Source organism: Leucobacter chromiireducens, from assembly GCF_051993095.1.
GTDB classification, from domain to species: Bacteria; Actinomycetota; Actinomycetes; order Actinomycetales; family Microbacteriaceae; genus Leucobacter; species Leucobacter chromiireducens.
Genome location: NZ_CP197024.1, coordinates 2,862,295 through 2,883,253 on the forward strand (window position 1 = coordinate 2,862,295; position 20,959 = coordinate 2,883,253).

Genomic DNA, 20,959 nt, shown 5'->3' on the forward strand with positions numbered 1-20,959 from the left:
CTCGCCCCGCGCGCACGCGTCAGTTTGTCTGCTCGGCTACTTGCCGCCGCCCGTGAGCCAGGCGTCTTGGAAGCGGACGCTGCCGTTCGGCAGCACCGTAAAGCCCTGCACCTCGCTCGTTGTGGCCTTCAAGTTTGCAGGGAAGAAGAGCGGGATGTAGGGCACATCGTCCGCGAGGATCTGCTGAATCTCCGCGTAGATCTTGGTGCGTTCGGGGCCCTCCGCGGTCGTGCGGCCCTCATGCATCAGCTGTGTCACCTGGTCGTTCGTGTAGTGGGTCCAGTACGACTTGCTGAAACCCTCGGGGTCCGCCTGGAATGTGATGAAGCCGTTCGGGTCGGGCGCATCAGACTGCCCGCTGTTCAGCATCATGTCGAAGTCGTATGCGAAGAAACGCTCGCGGAACACGGCGATGTCGAGCTGCTCGATCTTCACGGTGATACCGATCTTCGCGAGCGACTCCTGCACAATCTGCGCGATCTGCGCGCGCTGCGCGTTGCCACTCGCAATCAGCAGGGTGGTGGAGAATCCATCGGGGTACGCCGACTTTGCGAGCTCAGCCTTGGCTGCCTCCACGTCGAACGCGAGGGGCGTCACGGTGTCATTCGCGGAGTCCGTGATGGTGGGCGGCAAGAGCGCGTTTGCGACCTCAGCCGTGTCGAACGTGGTGGCGGCGGTGATGCCCTCGCGATCGAGCGCGTGTGCGATGGCCCGGCGCACATGCTGATCGCCGAGTTCCGCGCGCTGCGTGTTGAAGAAGACCTGCTCAGTCGACCACCCGGAGGTGTTGGAGAGCACGGTGTCGGCCGCCGAATCCACCTCGGCCGCGTTCGCGGCGGGAACCGTGTCGATCGCGTCGATCTGCCCGGCCGCGAGCTGCTGGCGCAGCTGCGCGTCATCCGCGATCACGCGGTACTCGAGCCCAGCGAGGTAGGGCTTGCCCTCCTGCCAGTAGTGCTCGTTCTTCACGAAGCTCAGGTCGCCGTTCGGGTCGAACTTCTCGACCGCGAACGGCCCGGTGCCGATGGGCTTCTGGAAGAACTCTTCCTCGCTCACCCCGCCGAAGTCCTTCGGGAAGATGCCGTTCGAGAATCCGGCGAGTTCGGAGAGGAACGGTGTGTACGGAGTCTTCAGCGTGATCGTCACGTCGCGCTCCCCCGTCTCCGCGATGCTGTCGATGGGTGCCGTGAGCGGCAGCGGCCCCTCGACCTCGAGGTGGCGGTTCAGCGAGAACACCACGTCAGCTGGGGTGACGGGGGTACCGTCAGAGAAGGTGAGTCCCTCGCGCAGCGTGAACACGTACTCGGTGCCCGCATCGTTCGCGGTGTACTCCGCAAGCCACGGCACAATGGCGCCCTGCTCATCGAAGCTCACGAGCGGCTCGAAGATCTTATCGATCGCGAACGCGTTGTTCGCCGTGATCTGCTGGTTGAGATCGAGGTTGTCCGCAGAAGCGACGCGACCGAAGGTGAGCGTGCCCCCGGAAACAGGGTCGCCTCCTGCCGCGGCATCGCCCGGGGCAGCGCCCGCGGCGCACGAGGAGAGCACGAGTGCTGCGGCGAGGGCTGCGCCCGCGAGTGCCAGGCGTCGGCGCCTGGGAAGCTGTGCGGTCATGTGGATGGTCCTTTCGAGCGGGAAGATCATGGGACCGGGCGACGGGCGCGTCGGCCGGTGAGATACGAAAGCTAGGGGGTCGCGGGCGGTGGCACCCCGGGAACGAACCCGACCCCGCGCAGCGCATCGCTCTGTCGCGGATTGCCACGGAACACCCCGGCCCGCAGCACGCCCACGATCGCAGCCGGATCAGCGAGAACTCCCGGCTCGCGCGGATCCCGGGTGAGCACCACCGCGTCGGCTGGCGCGCCGGGGGCGAGGGTTCCCGCAAACTGCGCGCGGCCCCGATCCCGATCGACCCGCGCGAGCAGCTTCGCCCCCGAACGGGTGGCCGCGAGCAGCGCTTCCTGAGCGTTCAAGCCTGCCTCACGAAGCGCATCAACCTCGAGGGCCGCGGTGCCGTGCTGATCCGGCGTGCCCGAGTCCGTGCCGACCGCGATCGGCAGCCCGGCGTCGCGCGCGCGACGCACCGCGATCGGGTGCGACCCAATTGCCTCGTCGACGCGGGCACGGAAGGCTCGGGGCAGGGCGCCCGCGGCGATCATCCGCTGCACCAGACGATAGATCCGCAGCGTGGGCACGAGGGTGAGCCCCGCGGACGCCGCAGCGTGGGCCTGGGTGTCGGTGAGGAAGATCCCGTGCTCGATGCTCGCGGCGCCCGCGGAGATCGCGTGATCAATCGCTTCGCCGCCCCACGCGTGGACCATGACGGCTGCGCCGGATCGCTCTGCGCGCGCGACCGCGCCCTGCACCTCGGCCGCCGAGAACACCGGTTCCAGGCCCGCACCGGCGGGGCTCGCGACACCGGCAGTGGCGACAAGCTTCACCCACTCCGCGCCCGCGTCTAGCACCTGCGCCACCGCCCGGTCGAGGCTGCCCGCGGCGTCGGCCGCAGCTCGGTCCAGTAGGCGCACGGAGAGCTGCACCTCCGGACGCTCTGCCGCTGGGAGCGCAGCCAGCTCGTCGGCGCTCAGGCCGCCCGCGTCGCGCACCTGCGTAATGCCGGCCGCGAGGGTGCGCGCGAGCCCCGTCGCGGTCGCGGCGCGCTGGACTGCCGGGGGGATCTGATGACGATCCGCCTCGTCAAAAGCGTGCCACGCAGCGTGCACGTGCGTGTCGACAAGACCCGGAATCACCCACAACCCGGTGCCGTCGCTGGCGGCAGAGGCGGGCGAGCTCGGGGCCGCGGTGATGCGACTGTGGTTCCAGTGCAGTGCGCGCGGTGCGCCGAAGTCGCCGGCCTCGCTCAGCACGCGCACGCCGGAGATCGAGCCCGCCCCGGGCACTCCCGAGTGTGCGGGCCCGGTCGCCTGCCGCGCCTGGTCCATGTATGTACGGTACCGAGAGTAATTGAGATGGACCACTTGCTCAGAGTGACGCTGAACCACCCCGCACTACAGCGGGTAGACTGGGCGGGTGACCAGCACCGCTTCTCCCCAGTCCGCACGCACGGCCGCAGGCTTCCAGCTTGCCCGTGGCCTGTTCCACCTCGTCGCCATCGTTGTGATTACGGTGTGGGGCTTCCTGTCCTGGCCGCTCCCCTTCCCGGGAATCTTCACCGGCCTCGGCATGCTGGTGCTCTCGGTGCTGCTGTGGGCACTCTTCCTCTCGCCGCGCCCCGTGCTGCGCGTGGACTACTTCGCGGCCGCACTGTTTGAGCTCATGCTGCTCGCAGCGGCCGTCGCGGCGCTCCTCTCCTTCGGTATCTTCTGGGTGTGGCCCGCGCTCTTCGGTGTGGCCGGCGCGGTGGTCGGGTACCTCACGTCGCGCCGCCGCCGCGCGTAGTCGCTCGGTTCCGCTGCGCGGAATAGCCGCGGGCGCGCCGCCGTTGTAGCTGGCATGACACTTCCGCGCACGGTCGCCGGCGCCTCAGCCGACCAGCTCATCCTCGGCCTCGATACGTTTGGCGACGTCACATTCGCCGCAGACGGCAGCCGCAACTCGCATGCCCAGGTGCTGCGAGACGTGGTCGCGCAGGCCGCACTCGCCGACCGCCTCGGGGTCGACGCCATCACCCTCGGCGAACACCACCGCGACGACTTCGCGCTGAGCTCGCCCGAGATCGCGCTCGCCGCAATCGCCGGCCAGACTGAGCGCATCCTGCTGGGCACGGGCGTCACCGTGCTCTCGAGCGACGACCCCGTGCGCGTGTACGAGCGGTTTGCCACGCTCGACGCCGTGAGCTCGGGCCGCGCCGAGGTGATCCTGGGCCGCGGTTCGTTCACCGAGTCGTTCCCCCTCTTCGGGTACCGCCTCGAGGACTACGACCAGCTGTTCTCCGAAAAGCTTGAGCTCTTCGCCCGGCTGCGCTCCGAGGGACCCGTCACGTGGTCGGGGCGCCACCGCACCGCACTTGTCGAACAGGAGGTGTACCCGAAGACCGAGCAGCCGAACGGCGTCAACGCGTGGATCGGAGTGGGTGGCAGCCCGCACTCCGTGCTGCGCACCGTGGAGGTCGGCATCCCGATGATGCTCGCCATCATCGGCGGTGACCCGGCACGCTTCCTCCCCTTCGCGAACCTCTACCGCGAGACGCAGACTGAGCTCGGCCGCGAGCAGATGCCGCTCGGCGTGCACTCGCCCGGCCACGTTGCAGCCACCGACGCCGAGGCGCGCGAGCAGCTGTGGCCGCACTTCGAACGCAACCGCAACCGAATCGGGGCCGAGCGCGGGTGGCCGGCCACCACGCGCGCCGAGTTCGAACGCGAGGCTGACACGGGGTCGCTGTACGTCGGCTCGCCCGAAACCGTTGCGCAGCGCATCGCGCAGACCGTGCGGACGCTCGGCGCCGATCGCTTCGACCTCAAGTACGCGAACGGCACGATGCCGCACGCGCAGCTCATGCAGAGCGTGGAGCTGTACGGCACCGAGGTGATCCCGCGCGTGCGCGAGCTGCTGCGCTAGCTCGCAGCTCGCGCAGGGTGCCAGCCCGGGACACGCGGTTTAGGTCGGGCCGACGAGCTCCGCCATGTGCACCTCGTGTGCGCCGACCGCGACCGTGCCCGCGAGCACCCCGAGGAGCAGTTCGGCGGCGGCTCGCCCGTAGGCGCGTGGCCGGAGGTCGACCCCGACGGCTCGCGCGGCGCCGGGATCCACTGCCATCGTGCCGAGCTTGATCCCAGTGCCGTGTCCGCGGGCTTGCAGCGCAAGGGCATGCGGCACAACACTCTGCGCTACCCAGACAAGCGCATCGTGTCCGGCCGTCTCGACCTCGGCGAGCGCCCGCTTGATCTCGGCGTCCGTGGGCGCCACCGGGACGCGCAGGACCAACGACTCTGCCCCGTGCGCGCTACACCAGTCGCGGTACCCCGCCACGACGTCGCTCGCCCAGAGCGGTTCGCGCTGCTCCTCAAGCGCGGCGAGAGCAGGACGCTCGGCGCCGCGCTCGCTGAGGTCGTCGAGCACCTGCCCGATGAGACCGCGGTGGTCGGCAGCGATCGAGGCGGTGACGGCCGCGCTCCCTGGGCCACGGTACTCGCCTACTGCGACCACAGGGACGCCCCCGAGCCCGCGCACGGCGTCGGAAAAAGTGTCGGGAGTTGGGTCGACGACAAGCAGGCCGTCCACCTCGGGGCGGGGCGATCCTCCCGTGGCAGCCGTGCGGAGGAGAAGATCGAGTCCACGTTCGGCGGCAACGTCTGCGACGCCGAACGTGAACTCCATGTAGAACGCGAGCTCGCGGAGGTCAGCCGGGAGGTGCAATCCGATCGCCCCGTGCTGCCCACCACGGAGCCGCTGCGCCGCGCGATTGGACTGGTATCCCATCGCTTCGGCCTGCGCGAGCACACGCTGACGCGTTTCTTCGGACACCCGGCCGCGGCCGTGGAGCGCGGAGGAGACGGCCGTCTTCGAGATACCGAGCGCCCGGGCAATGTCGACGATCGTCACTCCGGAAGCAGCCATAGCTCCAGCATAGGGGCCACCCGGCGTCGATCCGCAGTTGCGCGCGCACGGTCTGGCACGTATATTTACGCAGTGCGGGAACGTTCCCGCACATGATCCCGCGGCCGCGCCGCCCACTCGACAAAGGAGTCACCTGTGTCCACAGCCACCCCCGCAGCCCCCGCCGGCCTCGCCGCGCTGACCGGGAAGGTCATCATGGGCTTCGTCGGCACCTGGGTAATCGCGCTCATGGCCGCGAACCTCGTGCCCGTGCTCATCGCCGCAATGGTGCAGGATCTCGGCGTCGACATCGCTACCGCGGGCGCCCTCGCCACCGGTATGACCGCGGGCTCGGCGCTCGCCATGTTCATCACGTCCCGCTTCATCGCCACCGCCGATCGCCCCCGACTCGGACGCCTCGGTCTCCTCGCAATGGTGCTCGGCTACGGGATCGCGGCCGCCCTGCTCACTACCCCGGCGGTGATGGGCGGTCTCATGCTCGGTGGGATCGGTGCCGGCATCATGATCGCGACCGGCACTGCGGCTGCATCCTCGACGCAGAATCCCGACCGCACCGTCACCACCGTGATGGTGATCAACCGGATCGGCGCCACCGCGCTCCTCGCGATCGCGCCGCTCTTCCACAACGACCTGCGCTCCGTGCTCATCGTGATCGCCGCGCTCGGCCTGCTCGGCTTGCTCCTCGCCGGCGGCCTCCCGAACCTCCCTGCGACCGGCGCGGGCCTCCCCCGCGACACGGGATCCAGCGTCGCCGCTGCAGCCACCCCGCCCGCTGCCTCGCGCACCGTGACGATCACCGCACTCGTGCTCGCCGTCTCGATGTGCCTCTGGTCGCTCACCGAGGACATGGTCTACTCGATGACCAGCGTGCTCGCGGATCAGGCGGGACTCACGCCCGAGGTCTCCGGCGCGCTCCTCGCGGGCAAAGTTGGCGGCGGCCTGCTCGGCGCGCTCCTCGCGCCGCTCGCACTGCGCTGGATCGGCCGCAGCTGGTCGCTCGTCATCATCATCGCGATCAGCACGATCACGAAGTTCATTATGATCACAAGCGGCTCCGCACTCGCTTACAGCGTCTCGATCGTCATCTGGGGCGTCATGTACGGCGCGATCCTGGTGCTCGTCACGGGCCTCGCCGCGGTAATGGACGTCACAGGCCGCGTCGGCGTCATCGTCTCCGGCTTCTACTTGGCGGGCGTCGCGTTCGGCCCGCTCATCGGCGGCCAGCTCGTCGGCGTTCTGAGCCCCATCCAGTACGCGCTCGTGGTCACCGCTCCGAGCATCGTGTTCGGCGCGGCCCTTTTCCTCATCTCGCGCTCCCGGCGCAAGTTCGAGGACGGCAATACGACCGCGCTTCCCGTTGCCGCACCCCTCGTCGAGCACACGTAGCCCTGAAGGAAGGATCCCTATGCCCACTCAGCAGCGCCCCGCAGATCTCTCTGCTTCCCCCGCTCCCGTTCGCGTAGCGGCTCCCGCCGCCACGCCAGCCGAGCGCATCGTGGTGGGCGCGCGCGTCCACGCGCTCACTGATCTCAGCCCCGACGGAGCCCACTCGGCGGTTGCGGTCGCTGCAGGCCGGGTGCTCGCAGTCGGCACTCCCGAGTCGCTTGCTGAGCTCCGCGGGCCCGCGACCATCGTCGACGAGTTCCCAGGCGCAACGATCGTGCCTGGTCTGATCGACGGCCACACGCACATCGTGTTCGGGCTCGAGCTCACCCGCGGCGTGCAGCTCACCGACCGCTCACTCGACGAGGTGCGCGCGGCGCTCACAACGGCTGCCGCGGCAACACCCGAGGGCGAATGGGTCTTCGGCTGGGGCGTCGACCCGAATATCTTCGCAGAGACCGGATTCTCGGGCAGGATCTTCGACGACGTCACGGCTGGCCGTCCGCTCTTCCTCCGGATGCGCGATGCGCACTCCGCCGTCGTCAACAGCGCCGCGATCACGTACGTGGGCCTCACAGGCGCCGAGCGTTTCCCCGACGAGTCCGCCGTGGGCGTCGACGTCGACGGGAACCCGACGGGCTACCTGCTCGAGCTCGCAGCCATGGACCTCGTGCTCGAGCAGGTGCCGGCCGAGCCCCTTACCCGGCGCGCAGACCGGCTCACCGATGTGCTCGCCGGCATGGCAGCGACCGGGATTACCGGCACGCACGTGATGGACTTCCACGACGGGAGCCGCGAGGTGCTCGAACTCCTCGAGGAGCGGGGCGAGCTGCCGCTCCGGTTGCGCTTCTCCCCCATGGTGCCGCCTGGCTCGAACGACGCGGCGCTCCGCGAGATCGCTGATCTCCAAGGCCTCCACGGCCGGCGCTGGCGGGTCGACGGCGTGAAGTTCATGATTGACGGGACCGTCGACAACGGCTCTGCATGGCTCGCCGAGCCCGATTGCTACGGCGAGGGGCTCCGCTCAATTTGGACGGACCCCGAGGCATACCGCAGAGCGCTCCGCTTCTTTGCTGCGCAGGGCATCTCCACAGCAACCCACGCGATCGGCGACCGCGGGGTGTCGTTTGTGCTCGATGCGCTCGAGTCTCTCGGCGAGCTGCGCGCCCGTGCAACGCACCGGATCGAGCACATCGAGACGATCCCCGACGAGACCGTGCCGCGCTTCGCGGCCCTCGGAGTCGCCGCGAGCATGCAGCCTATCCACGGTACGCGGCACACGCGCGCCGATCGGAGCGATAACTGGTCGGTGCGGCTCGGCGAGGAGCGCGCTGCGCACGGTTGGCGCTGCAAAGACCTCCGTGACGCTGGCGCCGTGCTCGCGCTCGGCAGCGACTGGCCCGTCACCCCCTACGATCCACGAGCGATGATGGCGGAGACGATTCTCCGGGTGCCCCTCGCGCGCCCCGAGTTGCTCCCGGTACAACCCGAGCAGGCGCTGTCCCCCCTCGAGGCACTCGAGGGGTACACGGTGCACGCGGCGCGCGCGATCGGGGTCGACGACGAGGGTGCGATCCGCCCGGGCGCACGGGCCGCGCTCACGGTGTTCGCCGAGGATCCGCTCGCGGTTTCCCCTGAGGAACTCGCGCAGACGCCCGTGCTCGCCACCTACGTCGATGGCGTCCGGGCCTAGCGCGTCCACGCGAACGGCCGGGGGCCCGGGGCGCATCAGCGCCCCGGGCCCCCGGCCGTCTCTCCTTCGCGGACGCGCGGCTAGGCGGTGAGCACCCGCCACTCGCCGGTCTCGGCGTCGGTGGGCATGCCGTCGAGCACGCGGATCGTGCGCGCGTCTGGGTCCGTGATGATCGTCGCGAGCGTGGCCCAGCGCTCACCGAACGCCTTCGTCATGTCGGGCACGCACGTGAGCGGCGGCTGCCCTTCGCCGGAGAGCAGCAGGCGCACCATCGCCTCGGGCGCGGTCGGCAGCCCCGTCTCCAGGCGTTCGCGCACGAGCTCGAGCCGCTCGGAGGAGTCGGGCTCGTAGAGCTCAGTTTTCTGTCCACCCAGCGGGGTTTCGTGCTGGAAGTGGTTCGTGCGCTGCACGGAACCGGCCACCTCGGGGATCGGGAACACGCCGGCCGGGCTCATCTCGACCGACACGGCCCCCGTCGCGTCCACCATCGTGAACGCGGACGACGAGGTGATGGGCGCGCTGCGAATCAGCTCGAGTGCCTCCGCGATCGTCGCACACTCGGTGAGCACCACACTCGACAGTACGTGCATCGGCACACCCTCGGGGCGGTCCTCCGCGTGGCCCAGGATGTTGAAGTGGAGCCCCAGGCCCGCCTCATTCACGCCGATCTTGCTGACAATTCCCTGCTCCGTGAGCCCGGCATAGCGATATCCGGGGCCCGTGACGGTGTGCGTGTGCCACAGCGCATCGAACTCGATGTGCCAATCCCACGTCTGCACGCCGAAGCGGTGCCCATCAATCACGGAGGTCAGCGTCGAGCACTCGTGCGCGGCCCGGTTGCCGAGCGCGAGAATCTCGGTGCGGGCGTTGAGCGCGACGACGCGGTCGAGCGGCACCCCGGATCCCTCGGCGATCCCGCGCAGCTCCTCGACGATCTCCGGGCGCCACACGCCCAGCGTCTCCAAAATGGTCTCGATGCCCGCGCGCTCTCGCTCGGGATCGACCTCAATCATGCGGAACAGGTTGGTGTACTGCTCGGCAGCCGCCGCGAGCGTGTCGCGCAGGGCGATGCCACGCGCGAGGCCGAGCTCGCGCCGGGTGCTGCCGCTCAGATCCAGGTGGATGCGGCTCGTGTTCTCGGTCATGGTGTGTTCTTTCTGAGGTTTCGGCAACGCAGTTGGTGGGCCCACGAAGCGGATCTGAAGCTGTTTCTTGCGCGCCGAGGCCGCGCCTGGCTGCCAGTGGACAGCCAGGCGCCAGCTCGTCGGCGGGCTCGGGTGACGAGGAGAGGCGCTACGGAGCTGGGGATCCCTTCGCGCTGGCCCCGAGCAGCGCGTCCCGGAGACCGCGCTGCGGCTTCCATCCGGGGCGCGGCGCGGACGCGATGAGCAGCTGGGTGTAGGGATCCTGCGGGGTGTCGAGCACCTCGTCGACGGTGCCGCGCTCGATGATCCGGCCCTGCCGCATCACCACCACGTCATCGGCAATGTCGCGCACCACCGAGAGATCGTGCGTGATGAAGAGGTAGGAGAGCCCGTGCTCCTCGCGCAGCCGCTTGAGCAGCGCGAGCACCTGAGCCTGCACGGAGACGTCGAGCGCCGAGACGGCTTCGTCGAGCACGATGATCTCGGGCTCCGCGGCGAGCGCTCGGGCAATCGCCACGCGCTGCTTCTGCCCGCCGGACAGCGCGGCGGGCTTCGCATCGGCGTGGCGCTCAGTGAGCCCCACCTCTGCGAACAGCTCGAGCACGCGCGCGCGGCGCCCGGCTCGGTCGAGGTCGGGTCGGTGAGCGCGCAGCATCTCGTCGATCGTCGCGCTCACGGGAAGCGAGCGGTTGAGCGATCCCTGCGGGTCCTGGAACACCATCTGCACGAGCTTCGCGCGCTTGCGCAGCTCACGACGGGCGGTGGTCGGCTGCACTTCGTTGCCCGAGATGCGCACGGTGCCAGAGTCGGCGGACTCGAGCCCCACGATCACACGGGCGAGGGTCGACTTGCCCGAGCCGGATTCGCCGACCACGGCGAGGCAGGTGCCCGTGCGCAGCTCGCAGCTCACATCGTCCAGCGCAGTGACGCTCGCCTTGCGGCTGAGGTGGAAGGTACGGCTCAGGCCGCGCGCTTCGATGATTGCGGTGTCGCTCATTCGCCTGACTCCTTCGTCGCGGTCTGGCCCGGGGAAGCGGGATGTCCGGCCGGGTAGAGCATAGGTCGCGCGGCCATGAGATTGCGCGTGTACTCGGTCTTCGGGTGATCCCGAATCTCGTCCGGCGTGCCAATCTCGAGGATCTCGCCGTCCTTCATCACAGCGAGGCGATCGCACACGGCGGCGGCAAGGTCGAGATCGTGGGTGACGAAGATCATCGAGAGGCCGTGCTCGCGGCGCATCTCATCGAGAATCGCCACGACCTCGGCCTGCGTGGTCACGTCGAGCGCGGTGGTCGGCTCATCGGCGAGGAGCAGCTTCGGCGAACCGGAGATCGCACCGGCAATGACGACGCGCTGCAGCATGCCGCCCGAGAGCTGGTGCGGGTAGGAGCGCAGCACGCGCTCCGTGTCCGCAATGCCCACGGAGAGAAGCAGCTCAGCGGCCTTCGCCTCGGCGTCTGCTCGGCTCATCGAGCGCGCATCGGCCATCCCCTCCACGAGGTAGCGGCCGACCGGCAGCACCGGGTTGAGGGCGCCGTGCGGGTTCTGCGCGATCAGCGCGAGGTCTTCAGCGCGGATCCTGCGCAGCTCCTCGCCCTTGGTCGCGAGAAGATCTGCGCCGTCGAGCTCGATCTTGCCGTCGACGCGAGCGCCGCTCGGTTCGATGCCGAGGATGCACTTCAGCGTCATCGACTTGCCGGAGCCCGACTCACCGACGAGGCCGAGTGCCTCGCCCTGGCCGAGCGTAAACGAGTTGCCGTGCAGGATCTCTGTCTCACGCCCGGTGTCCGGGTCGGTGACGGTGAGCACGAGCTGTTCGATGTGCAGCATCAGCGGGTCCTTCCTGCGGCGCGGCGACCGCCGAGCTGTTCGCCGACGTAGCCGAACGCGGCGACGGTGATGACGATCATGAGGCCGGCAAAGATGCTCTGCTCCCAGAAGCCCTGCTGCAGCGAGGCCTGCCCGTTCGAGACCATGAGGCCCCAGTCCGGGGTGGGCGGCTGCACGCCGAGGCCCAGGAACGAGAGGGCGGCGAGCTCGATCATGGCGTACCCGAAGTTGATCGTCATGCCGGTGAGAATTTGTGTGCGCACGTTCGGCAGAATGTGGCGCACGGTGATGAGGAAACCCGAGATGCCCTGCAGCTGAGCCGAGGCGACGTAGGGCAGGTTGCGCTCGCGCAGCGCCACCGAGCGGATCACGCGCGCCGAGTATGGCGTGAAACCGATCGCCAACGCGATCGAGGCGGTGAGCAGCGAGGGGCCGAAGATTGCGACCGCGAGGATCGCGAGCAGCATGTTCGGGAATGCGAAGAGCACGTCAAGCACGCGGCTGATGAACGCGTCGACCTTGCCGCCGAACCACACCGCGGTGAGGGCGAGGGTTGTGGCGAGGAACGCGGTGATGAGGATCACGATCGTGGGGCCGATGAGGCTCGTTCGTGCGCCCCAGATGATGCGCGAAAGAATGTCGCGACCCGACTGATCGGTGCCCATCAGGTGCGCGAGACTCCACGCCTCGTGGCGGGCGGTCACACTGCCCTCGAACGGGTCGTAGGGCGCGATCACCGGAGCGAGGAGCGCCATCGCCACCACGAGGATGATGATCGCGAGGCTCACGAGCCCAACAGGCCCGAGGCGACGGCGCAGCAGCTGCCAGCCGGTGGTGGGCACGTCACCGCGATGCTTGCGCAGCAGCTGGACGGCCACAGTGTCTTGCGCCCGCGTGTTCGCGTCAGGGCGCTTGGTGAAGTTCTGCTCGGTCATCGCGCTGCCACTCCCTGGCTCAGGCGGACACGGGGGTCGATGACTGCGTAGAGCAGGTCGACGATGAGGTTGATGAGGCCGAAGGCCAGCACCATGATGAGGGCGATCGCCTGCACCACGGCGAAGTCCTTCTTCTGCACCGAGTTGACGAGCAGCGAGCCGATGCCGTCGAGGGTGAAGGCGTACTCGATCACGAAGGCGCTCGCGAGGAGGCCGGCGATCTGCGTGCCGATCACAGTGGAGACCGGCAGCATCGAGTTGCGTATCGTGTGCCGCCACAGCACGAGCTGCTTCGGCACGCCACGCGCAATCGCCATGATCACGTGCTCGGAACCCTGCTCCTCGCGCACCGCGGTGCGCGTGATGCGCGCCACAACGGCGATGCCCGGGAAAGCGAGCGCGATCGCGGGGAGGGTTAAGTGCCAGAGCCGGTCGACGAATCCCTCACCCGATCCGGAGACGGGGAACCAGCCCAGGTTTGAGCCGAAGAGGAACATGAGCACGAGTGCCGCGAAGAAGGTGGGAACGGCGAAGCCAAGGTTCGAGCCGAACACCACGAGCTTCTCGAAGACGCCCGACTTGGTGGCGGCCAGCACGCCGAGGCCCACGCCGAACACGGCGATGAGGATTGCGGCGAAGAGCGCCAGGTAGAGCGTGGTGGGGAGGCGGGACGCGACGAGGGTGGTCACGTCCTGCTGCGTGATGAGCGAGCGGCCGAGGTCGCCCTGCAGCACATCAAGCAGCCAGTGCCAGTAGCGCAGCAGGAAAGGATCGTCCAGACCGTACTGCTCGCGAATTGCCGCGAGCACCTCCGGGCTGACCGTGCGCCCCTGCACGAGGAACTGCTCGGGGCTGCCCGGCGCGAGGTACATGCCAGCGAACACGATGAAGCTGGACACGATGAGCACGCCGACGAGGGCGGCGAGCCGTTTTCCAAGGTAGATCATGAGCGATCCTTTCCTGCTGCGATCACTCGCTAGGCCGTTGCGCCGAGGTCAGCAGCCCAGGGGTAGTACAGGTAGACGAACGACGCGGGCGCACCCGTGATGCTCTCGTCCATGTACATGCGCACGGCGAGGTCGTTGATCGGCACCCACGGCTGCGCAGCCATGATGAGCGCCTCAGCCTCGACCGTCAGCTCGGCACGCTTCTGCTCGTCGGGCTCGGCGATCGCAGCATCGAGCGCCGCGTCAACCTTCGGATCCGAGAACTTCGCGTAGTTCTGGTCGCTTCCCGTCTTCGCAACGCTGATGAGGTGCAGCAGCGGGTCCGGAGCGCTCAGGTAGTTCGTGGTGACGAAGCCGTCGAAGCCCTTGCGCGCCTCGGGGTCGGAGAAGAATGCACCGAACTGCGCGCTCGGCACGCCGGTGGGCTCGAGCGTGATGCCGAGCTCCTTCGCGCCGTTCGCCATCTCGTTGAGGATGTCAGCGTAGAAGCTGCGCTCGCTCGGGTACGCGATCTTGATCGGCTGCGAGAGGTCGACGTCAGCGCCCTCAAGCTCCGCCTTCGCGGCCTCGATGTCGTAGCTCAGGTCGGGGAGCTCAGTGTCGCGCAGCTCTGCGACGCCGGGGATCGCATCCCAGGCCGACTGCGGCACGACCGAGCGCGCCACGGTGCCCGTGCCCTCGTAGACCGTATCGGCGATTGCCTGGCGGTCAGTCGCGCGGGTGAGCGCACGACGCACGACGGGGTTCCCGAAGAGGCCCTCGCCGGTGGAGATGATCGCCATGTCCTGCATGCCCTGGCCCGAGTAGAGCGTGCCACTCGTGCTGCTCTTCAGCTGGCCCAGCGCGGGAAGCGGAACGTCGTACGAGCCCTGGATCTCACCGGTGGCGAGGCCGTTCGCGATGGCGGTCGGATCAACGACGAAGCCGATCTCCACCTGCTTCGCGTGCGCCTGCTTGTCAGCGTTCCAGTAGCCGTCGAAGCGGTCGAGGGTGATCGACTGTCCCTGCTTCCAGTTGCCGGGCGTGAACTGCAGCGGGCCGGTGCACATGACGCCGGTCTCCGGGTTGCCGTAGTTTTCGCCAGCCGCCTTGCGCTGCTTCTCCTGCACGACCACACCGATCACGGTGCTGAGTGAGGAGGGCAGGGTGTAGTCGGGCGTCTTGAGTTCGATCGTCAGCTCGGCGTCGCCGCTCGCAGCAACCTTCGCGATGTTGGCGACGGTGCCGCCGCCCCAATAGCTGCCCTCTGCGGGATCGATGTGGCGGTTCAGGGAGAAGACCACGTCCTGCACGGTCATCGGGGTGCCGTCCCAGAACGTCACGTCATCGCGGATACCGAGGGTCCAGGTCTTCCCGTCCTCGGTGTTCGCCTCGGTGGCCAGGTTCGGCTGCACCGAGAAGTCGGGCTGCATCTGGAACAGCGGCTCGCAGAGGTTCGAGACGATGGTGTTCTCGGGGTAGTTGAATGCCTTGACCGGGTCGAGGCTTGCGAGCTCACCGTAGGTGGAGTTCCAGGTGACCTTGTCGGCGTCGGCCGCCGGGGCCGGGGTGGTCTGCAGCAGGGCGTCTTCAGCATTCGAGCCGCCGGCGTCTCCGCCACGGCTGCCGGAAGCGCAGCCGGTGAGCGCAAGGCCCGCGATGGCGAAGAGGGCGATCGATGCCCGCATCGGTGCGAGTTTCACGTTGTTCTCCATTCGAAGTTTCGTCATTGAATCTCCTTGGCCCGGCGCGATGCCGAACGAAGACCCACGCAGGATGCTAACACCCAAAACGATTTGTGCAAAACGGTTTGGTTTTCACGTTTCGGTAACGGATCGGGGCCCGACCCCCCTTCCGAGACCACCTTCCCCAGCTCGGAAGGGCTATCCTGGCGAGGTGCAGCGCAGCGGGAGACCGACGATCAAAGACGTGGCCAAGGCGGCCGGCGTCTCTCCGACGACCGTGTCACACGCCCTCAACGGCAAGGGCGTTGTGCGCCGCGAGACCGTCGAGCGCATCGAGAAAGTGGCCGACGAGATCGGGTATCGCCCCAGCCCCATCGCCCAGGGCCTGCAGAACTCGCGGCTTGGCCTCCTCGCACTCGTCATTCGCCCGCTGCACAGTCTCGACACGTTCCTCCCCGAGGGCGTTGACTACTTCCTCCGTATGGCCGGAGCGGCCTCACTCGCAGCGATGGAACACGGCTACAGCATGATGCTCGTCGACGACCCCACTCGTCCCGATGCTCCCCTCAGCGCGACCGCCGCCGATGCCTACATCGTCACCGAGCCTTTCGCCAACGATCCGGTGCTCACCATGCTGTCCGAGCGCCACATCCCAGTCGTTTCGGTCGGCTCCGATCCCGCGCGCCCGGGCCAGTTCGTGGAACTCGCCACCCGCGATTGGGAGGAGGCGATCCTGGTGCTCGATCACCTGCGCGAGGCTGGCGGCACTCGCGTCGCCCTCCTCACGGGCACGGACGAGAACGCCTGGAACCGCGAGTCGGAAGACGCCTACCTCGAGTGGTGTGCGCGTCACGGCCAGTCCCCCGACATCGCCGCGTTTCCCGAGAGCGAGGGCGAGCGCGCGGGCGAGGCCGCCGCGGAGCGCTTCTTCGGCGCTCGCGGCACGCACCCCGACGCCATCTTCTGTCTCACGGGCCGCCACGCGGCGGGCCTCAATGCAGCAGCCGCGGCGAGGGGCATCAGTGTGCCCGAGGAGCTCTTGATCGCGGCAGGATCCGGCGCGATCCAGAACCGCATGTCGACGCCGAGCGTCACCACCCTCGACCTCCACCCGGAAGGGATCGCTGCCCGCGCGGTCGAGGTTGCGGTGCATCTCGCGGAGGGTCGCGCACCGAGTGGGCCGCTCGAGGTGCCGACGGCAACGCTCGCGGTGCGTGATTCAACGAGCCGCGCCGCGGGTGTGCCTCGCTCGTAGCCCGCCCTGTGGGAAACGGGTCAGCGCACGCGCGCCGGCCCGTCCCCAAGCACCGCATCGACGATCGCCACCCCAAACACGATGCCCTGCCCCACGGTGGCGCCCGCACCGGGATACACCTCGCCGAACGCATTCGCCGCGGTATTTCCCTGGGCGAAGAGTCCTGGGATCACCTCACCCTCGTCCGTGAGCACACGCCCCGCGCCATCGGCACGCAATCCTCCGCAGGTCCCGAGGTCTGAAAGCACCACCTCAACCGCGTACAAGCGGCTCCCGTCGAGGCCGCGCAGATTCGGGTTCGGCGTGCGAGTGGGGTCGCCGTAGTACCGGTCGTAGGCAGAGTTCCCCCGCTGGAAGTCTTCGTCGATCCCCGCTCCCGCATTCGCGTTGAACCGTCGGAACGCGGTCTCGAACGCGGCGATGGGCACGCCCATGGCGCGCGCCAACATCGCGGGCGACTGGGCCCGATGCGCGATCCCCGCTCGGTACCAACTGCGCGGCAGCGGCATTCGGGGAAACACTTGCCCGGCGAAGAGGTAGTCATTGCGGTACCGCTGATCGAACACGAGCCACATCCGGCCCACCGGGTCCCCTGCGGCCTCGCGTCGCAGCACTTCCTGCCCGAACGCCATGTAGTTCAGCGCCTCGTTGATGAATCGTTTTCCGCTCGCGTCCACCATGAAGGAACCGGGAAGCGAGCGTTCCGCGAGCAGGATCTGTGGCCCCGCACTTTCGTCCACGGGGGCAATCGCGGGGAACCACCATGCCTGATCCATATGACGCAATCCTGCGCCCACCTCCTGCCCAATACGGATCGCGTCGCCCGTGTTCCCATCCGCTCCCAAGCTCACGTCACGCACGAGTCCGGGCGACTGGTAAGCGCGCCGCATCTGCATCTCGTGGTCAAAACCGCCAGCTGCGAGCACCACTCCCCGCCGCGTAGTCACGGTCACCTGCCGCGCCCCCTGCTGCACCACGGCCCCCGTCACCCGCTCACCATCCCGGATAAGTTGCATCAGCTCGGTCTCGGTGAAGATCGGGATCCGGGCGTTCAACACCCCCGCATAGAGCCCACCGGCAAATGCCTGCCCTCCCGCCGCATAGTCCCTCCCGAGGAGCTTGCCCCCGATCCCCTGCACCGCTCGCCTGATCGCGCGCGGCAGGACGCGCAGCGGCAAGCGCGCGATCAGGTTCAGCCATTTGTAGTCCGCCCCGGTGACCGGCATGGGAAACGGCGCCGCCATCGCCGCAGGGCGGAAGCGTGTCCGCTCGGTGCCGAGTCGAGCGAGGTCAAACGGTCGCGCCTCCACCGAACGCCCCGCGGCATTGCCGCCAGCGCGCTCGGGTTGGTAATCGGAGTAGCCCCGAATCCACCGAAAGCGCAACGGGGTAGTGCGCTCGATCATGCGCACGGCCTCGGCGCCGTGGTCCAGATAGGGGCGCCACCGCGCGGGCGGGCTCGTGCCCTCCACCACGGTTTCGATGTATTCGGCACCACGCTCGAGCGAATCGACGGCCCCGTCGCGCTCAAGCACGGGGTTTGCGGGGATCCAGAACGCTCCGCCCGATCTCGCAGTCGAACCGCCCACATACTCGGTCTTCTCGATCACCGCGACGTTGAGCCCCCGCTCGTGGGCCGCGAGCGCCGTTGCAAGTCCGGTACCCGAGCCAACGATCAGCAGATCAACCGTCATTTCCTCGATTGGGCGCGGTGCGGGAATGGTCTGCGCACGCATCATCCACCTCCAGGTGAGGGAACGGCGGGCCGGCTCTGGCCCGCCCTTCCAGGCTAACCCGCGCGCCGCGCTCTCGCTAGGACGCGGTGATTGCCCTGATGAGAAGGTGTCGCACACGCCGAGATACGGCGAAAGCCCGCCGCACCTCCCGCGAGGGGATGGTGCGACGGGCTTCCGCGTTTTGCCTATGCCAGCTCGCGCAGTGGCGCGACCAGCGCCTGGCGCAAAACGCTCCGCGTTTTGCCTATGCCAGCTCGCGCAGTGGCGCGACCAGCGCCTGGCGCAAAACGCTCCGCGTTTTGCCTATGCCAGGCGCTGCTGCAGGTTCTCGTCGATCGCGCCGAGGAACTCCTCGGTCGTGAGGAACGCCTGCTCCGGGCCGACGAGGAGCGCGAGGTCCTTCGTCATCTTGCCCGACTCGACCGTCTTGATGACCACGTCTTCGAGCGTCTCCGAGAACTCGATGAGCTCCTGGTTGCCGTCGAGCTTGCCACGGTGGGCAAGGCCACGCGTCCACGCGAAGATCGACGCGATCGGGTTGGTGGAGGTCGGCTTGCCCTGCTGGTGCTGGCGGTAGTGACGCGTCACCGTGCCGTGTGCGGCCTCAGCCTCAACGGTCTGCCCGTCCGGCGTCATCAGCACGGAGGTCATGAGGCCGAGCGAGCCGAAGCCCTGCGCAACCGTGTCCGACTGCACGTCGCCGTCGTAGTTCTTGCATGCCCAGACGTAGCCGCCCTCCCACTTCATGGCCGAAGCGACCATGTCGTCGATGAGGCGGTGCTCGTAGGTGAGGCCGAGCTCGTCGAACTGCGCCTTGAACTCTGCGTCGAAGACCTCCTGGAAGATGTCCTTGAACTGGCCGTCGTAGGCCTTCAGGATCGTGTTCTTCGTCGAGAGGTAAACGGGGTACTTGCGCGACAGGCCGTACTTGAACGAGGCGCGAGCGAAGTCGCGGATCGACTCGTTGAAGTTGTACTGACCCTGGATCACGCCGCCGCCCTCGGGCAGGGTGACGACCTCGAACTGCTGCGGCTCCGAGCCGTCAGCGGGCTCGAACGTCATCGTGACCTTGCCGGGGCCGGCCTTGAAGTCGGTCGCCTTGTACTGGTCGCCGTGCGCGTGACGGCCGATGATGATCGGCTTGTTCCAGCCGGGCACCAGGCGGGGAATGTTCGAGATAATGATGGGCTCGCGGAACACCACGCCACCGAGAATGTTGCGGATCGTGCCGTTCGGGCTGCGCCACATCTTCTTGAGGCCGAACTCTTCTACGCGCGCCTCGTCGGGGGTGATCGTGGCGCACTTCACGCCAACGCCGTGCTTCTTGATCGCGTTCGCCGCGTCAATCGTCACCTGGTCGTCGGTCTCATCGCGGTGCTGAATGCCAAGATCGTAATACTCGAGCGTGAGGTCGAGGTACGGATGGATCAGCCGATCCTTGATGAACTGCCAGATGATGCGGGTCATCTCGTCGCCGTCGAGTTCGACGACGGTGCCTGCTACCTTGATCTTCGCCAACGCTTCTCCCAGTGTCGTATTGTGTGAGCTCGGAGGCGCGCGGCTCAGTGTGCGCCACGCGCTGAATTCATGCGGGCGCTGCGCAACACGCGCGCCCGGGGTGGGTCCGGTAGGACCACCCTCCACTCTACCCGAGTTCTGCTGAATATCTCGGCGTCGAGATATTTTCTCGAACGGACTCGCCCGCTGAAAACACGTGCACGATCTGTAGTTCCGCGTCGAGCGCCACGTAGTCCGCGCGAAGCCCCGGCGCGATATCGCCCACTTCTGCCCACCGAGCGGCGCGCGCGGGCGTCGTCGCAGTCATGCGCACGGCGGCTTCGAGTGCGGCGTCGCTCCACCGCGACTCGGCATGCGCACCGGCAGCCTCGGGCGCGCCGCCCACCGCCCCACGGAAGAGTGCGTCCATCGTCACGGTGCTCCCGGCAATGGTCTCGGTTCCCGCGAGGCGCGCAACGCCGCCTGCGACCGTCACATCAAGCACCCCCAGCCGGTACTCGCCGTCACCACAGCCTGCCGCGCCCATCGCATCAGTGACGAGCGCCACGCGATCCGGCCCGGCCTGCGCGGCGACCCAGTGCGCGAGCGCATCATCGAGGTGCGTGCCGTCCGCGATGAGCTCCACGATCACGCGCGGGTCCGCCAGCAGCGCGAGCACGGGGCCGGGCGTGCGGTGGTGGAGCGGCGGCATCGCATTGAACAGGTGGGTGGCCACCGTTGCGCCCGCGTCAATTGCGGCTCGCACGGTCGCCGCGTCGGCATCGGTGTGCCCAATGGCCACCACGACCCCTGCCGCACGAAACCGCTCGATCGCCGCAATCGCTCCGGCCAGTTCGGGCGCGAGCGTCACCATGCGGATCGCGCCCGGGGCCGCGGCGAGCAGGGCGTCGATTTCGCGGAGATCAGGATCGCGAAGCTGCTCAGGGTCGTGCGCGCCAGCCCGGGCGGGGCTGATCCAGGGCCCCTCGAGATGGATCCCGCCCAGGGTGCCGTCCGCCACGAGCGGCGCGAGCGCAGCCAGCTGTGCCCGCAGTGTGTCCGGTGACGCAGCCACCAGGCTCGCCATGCTCTGCGTGGTGCCGTGGGCGAGGTGGGCGGCTCGCGCCGCGCGCGCGGCTGCTGCAGTGCCCGTCGGGTAATCAGCCCCACCCCCGCCATGCACGTGGATGTCCACAAAGCCGGGAACGAGAATCGCGGAGCCGAGATCGTGCGTCGGGGTGCGGGGCGGGGCGCCCGCACCGAGCGCGACCGTGCGCCCGGCCGCAACCTCGACCCAGCCGGGCGAATAACTCGCCGTGCTGGTGACCACCCGGCCGGCCGCGATGATCTCGCTCAC

Annotated in this window: 17 protein-coding genes; 5 read left to right on the plus strand and 12 right to left on the minus strand. The window is 68.4% G+C overall.

Going from position 1 to position 20,959, the window contains the following annotated elements; genetic code table 11:
• Nucleotides 1-36: 36 nt before the first annotated feature.
• Entirely contained in the window at nt 37-1,614 is a 1,578-nt protein-coding gene (locus tag ACR81A_RS12940) for an ABC transporter substrate-binding protein (protein ID WP_202380736.1), read from the minus strand.
• 71 nt (nt 1,615-1,685) lie between these two features.
• Nucleotides 1,686-2,942: an amidohydrolase family protein gene (locus ACR81A_RS12945; RefSeq protein ID WP_440312035.1), complete on the minus strand. Its 1,257-nt coding sequence runs from the start codon at nt 2,940-2,942 to the stop codon at nt 1,686-1,688.
• Nucleotides 2,943-3,030: 88 nt separating this feature from the next.
• Between ACR81A_RS12945 and ACR81A_RS12950 the strand changes: the two genes are divergently transcribed.
• Entirely contained in the window at nt 3,031-3,399 is a 369-nt protein-coding gene (locus ACR81A_RS12950) for a DUF2568 domain-containing protein (protein WP_202380734.1), read from the plus strand.
• A 54-nt stretch (nt 3,400-3,453) separates the two neighbouring features.
• Nucleotides 3,454-4,518, plus strand: a complete 1,065-nt coding sequence (locus tag ACR81A_RS12955; protein ID WP_440312036.1) for an LLM class flavin-dependent oxidoreductase — start codon at nt 3,454-3,456, stop codon at nt 4,516-4,518.
• Nucleotides 4,519-4,557: 39 nt separating this feature from the next.
• Here the strand turns inward: ACR81A_RS12955 and ACR81A_RS12960 are convergent, their stop codons facing one another.
• Nucleotides 4,558-5,517, minus strand: coding sequence for a LacI family DNA-binding transcriptional regulator (locus ACR81A_RS12960; RefSeq protein WP_202380732.1), 960 nt, complete (start codon nt 5,515-5,517; stop codon nt 4,558-4,560).
• A gap of 135 nt (nt 5,518-5,652) precedes the next feature.
• On the opposite strand from ACR81A_RS12960, the gene ACR81A_RS12965 reads away from it, so the two are divergent.
• Both ACR81A_RS12965 and ACR81A_RS12970 read left to right on the plus strand, forming a co-directional pair.
• Nucleotides 5,653-6,903 (plus strand): MFS transporter, encoded by a 1,251-nt coding sequence (locus ACR81A_RS12965; protein ID WP_440312037.1) that lies wholly within the window; start codon nt 5,653-5,655, stop codon nt 6,901-6,903.
• Nucleotides 6,904-6,922: 19 nt separating this feature from the next.
• The gene (locus ACR81A_RS12970) at nt 6,923-8,593 is read left to right on the plus strand and encodes an amidohydrolase (RefSeq protein ID WP_440312038.1); all 1,671 of its coding nucleotides are present in this window, start codon (nt 6,923-6,925) and stop codon (nt 8,591-8,593) included.
• Between the two features lie 80 nt (nt 8,594-8,673).
• On the opposite strand, the gene ACR81A_RS12975 is transcribed toward ACR81A_RS12970, so the two are convergent.
• From ACR81A_RS12975 to ACR81A_RS13000, 6 genes are all read right to left on the minus strand, one after another.
• On the minus strand, nt 8,674-9,738 hold the full coding sequence (locus ACR81A_RS12975; protein ID WP_202380729.1) for a C45 family autoproteolytic acyltransferase/hydolase: 1,065 nt from the start codon (nt 9,736-9,738) through the stop codon (nt 8,674-8,676).
• Nucleotides 9,739-9,886: 148 nt separating this feature from the next.
• A complete protein-coding gene (locus ACR81A_RS12980) occupies nt 9,887-10,735 on the minus strand; it encodes an ABC transporter ATP-binding protein (RefSeq protein WP_202380728.1) in 849 nt (282 codons plus the stop codon).
• Nucleotides 10,732-11,568, minus strand: coding sequence for an ABC transporter ATP-binding protein (locus ACR81A_RS12985; protein ID WP_202380727.1), 837 nt, complete (start codon nt 11,566-11,568; stop codon nt 10,732-10,734). Before ACR81A_RS12985 ends, ACR81A_RS12980 begins: the two co-directional genes overlap by 4 nt.
• Nucleotides 11,568-12,503 (minus strand): ABC transporter permease, encoded by a 936-nt coding sequence (locus ACR81A_RS12990; protein WP_202380726.1) that lies wholly within the window; start codon nt 12,501-12,503, stop codon nt 11,568-11,570. Before ACR81A_RS12990 ends, ACR81A_RS12985 begins: the two co-directional genes overlap by 1 nt.
• The gene (locus ACR81A_RS12995) at nt 12,500-13,450 is read right to left on the minus strand and encodes an ABC transporter permease (protein WP_202380725.1); all 951 of its coding nucleotides are present in this window, start codon (nt 13,448-13,450) and stop codon (nt 12,500-12,502) included. The genes ACR81A_RS12990 and ACR81A_RS12995 overlap by 4 nt, the downstream gene beginning before the upstream one ends.
• Nucleotides 13,451-13,479: 29 nt before the next feature.
• Complete coding sequence (locus ACR81A_RS13000) at nt 13,480-15,159, minus strand: ABC transporter substrate-binding protein (protein WP_237462181.1); 1,680 nt, start codon at nt 15,157-15,159, stop codon at nt 13,480-13,482.
• A gap of 199 nt (nt 15,160-15,358) precedes the next feature.
• Between ACR81A_RS13000 and ACR81A_RS13005 the strand changes: the two genes are divergently transcribed.
• Nucleotides 15,359-16,369, plus strand: a complete 1,011-nt coding sequence (locus tag ACR81A_RS13005) for a LacI family DNA-binding transcriptional regulator (RefSeq protein WP_337248868.1) — start codon at nt 15,359-15,361, stop codon at nt 16,367-16,369.
• Between the two features lie 20 nt (nt 16,370-16,389).
• On the opposite strand, the gene ACR81A_RS13010 is transcribed toward ACR81A_RS13005, so the two are convergent.
• The 3 genes from ACR81A_RS13010 to ACR81A_RS13020 form a co-directional block, all read right to left on the minus strand.
• Nucleotides 16,390-18,105 carry a 3-ketosteroid-delta-1-dehydrogenase gene (locus ACR81A_RS13010; protein WP_440312039.1) on the minus strand — a complete coding sequence of 572 codons (1,716 nt, stop codon included), beginning with the start codon at nt 18,103-18,105 and terminating at the stop codon, nt 16,390-16,392.
• A gap of 303 nt (nt 18,106-18,408) precedes the next feature.
• Nucleotides 18,409-19,623, minus strand: a complete 1,215-nt coding sequence (locus ACR81A_RS13015) for an NADP-dependent isocitrate dehydrogenase (protein ID WP_440312040.1) — start codon at nt 19,621-19,623, stop codon at nt 18,409-18,411.
• Nucleotides 19,624-19,750: 127 nt separating this feature from the next.
• Nucleotides 19,751-20,959 (minus strand): N-acetylglucosamine-6-phosphate deacetylase, encoded by a 1,209-nt coding sequence (locus tag ACR81A_RS13020; protein ID WP_440312041.1) that lies wholly within the window; start codon nt 20,957-20,959, stop codon nt 19,751-19,753.